Annotated in this window: 2 pseudogenes; both read right to left on the bottom strand. The window is 68.6% G+C overall.

Annotated elements, in window-relative coordinates:
- Positions 1 to 832 (bottom strand): annotated as a pseudogene (locus FUT87_RS15670) (hypothetical protein); the annotation flags it as partial.
- A gap of 48 nt (positions 833 to 880) precedes the next feature.
- A pseudogene (locus tag FUT87_RS31735) lies at positions 881 to 967 on the bottom strand (hypothetical protein); the annotation flags it as partial.
- Between the last annotated feature and the right edge of the window lie 35 nt (positions 968 to 1002).

Raw genomic sequence — 1002 nt, forward strand, 5'->3', positions numbered from 1 at the left:
ACGTCGCATCGCCGCCCGTGAGACTCATCGCGCCACCAAACACGTTGGCGCCGTTGACGAGCGTGATAGCCGAGCTGCCGCTGTTGAGCGCGGTCGTGCCTGCGACTGAGAGTGCGCCCGTCTGCAGCAGCCCGGGCGCACTCGCAGTCAACGAGCCGGTCAGCGTCGATGCTCCAAAGGTCAGCGGCGCATTGGCGGCCACCGTCGCACTGCCAGCCGTGAGACTCATCGCGCCGCCAAACGCGTTGCCGCCGTTGACCAGCGTGATGGCCGAGCTGCCGCTGTTGAGCGCGCTCGGGCCGGCGATGGAGAGGACGCCGCTCTGCGAGATGCCCGACGCGGTGGCGTTGAGGCCACCGCTCAATGTCGAGGCCGCGAGCAGCAGCGGCGTGCTTGAACTGATCGTCGCATCGCCGCCGATGAGGCTCACGGCGCCGGTGAACACGTTGCCGGTGTTGGCCAGCGTGATGGTCGACGTGCCGCTGTTGAGCGTCGTCGTGCCTGCGACCGAGAGCGCGCCCGTCTGCAGCAGCCCGGGCGCGCTCGCGTTCAGTGAGCCGGTCAGCGTCGTCGCTCCAAACGTCAGGGGCGCATTCGCCGCCAACGTCGCATTGCCAGCGGTAAGACTCATCGCGCCGCCAAACGCATTGCCGCCGTTGACCAGCATGATGGCCGAGCTGTCGCTGTTGAGCGCGCTCGGGCCGGCGATGGAGAGGACGCCGCTCTGAGAGATGCCCGGCGCGGTGGCGCTGAGGCCACCGCTCAATGTCGAGGCCGCGAGCAGCAGCGGCGTGCTGGAGTTGATCGTTGCGTCGCCGCTGGTGAGGCTCACAGCGCCGGTGAACACGTTGCCGCTGTTGGCGAGCGTGGTCGTCGACGTTCCGCTGTTGAGCGCGGTCGTGCCCGTGATCGAGAGTGCCCCCGTCTGCAACAGCCCCGGCGCACTCGCGTTCAACGAGCCGGTCAACGTCGACGCTCCAAAGGTCAGCGGCGCATTCGCGG

This window comes from Mitsuaria sp. TWR114, assembly GCF_007997345.1.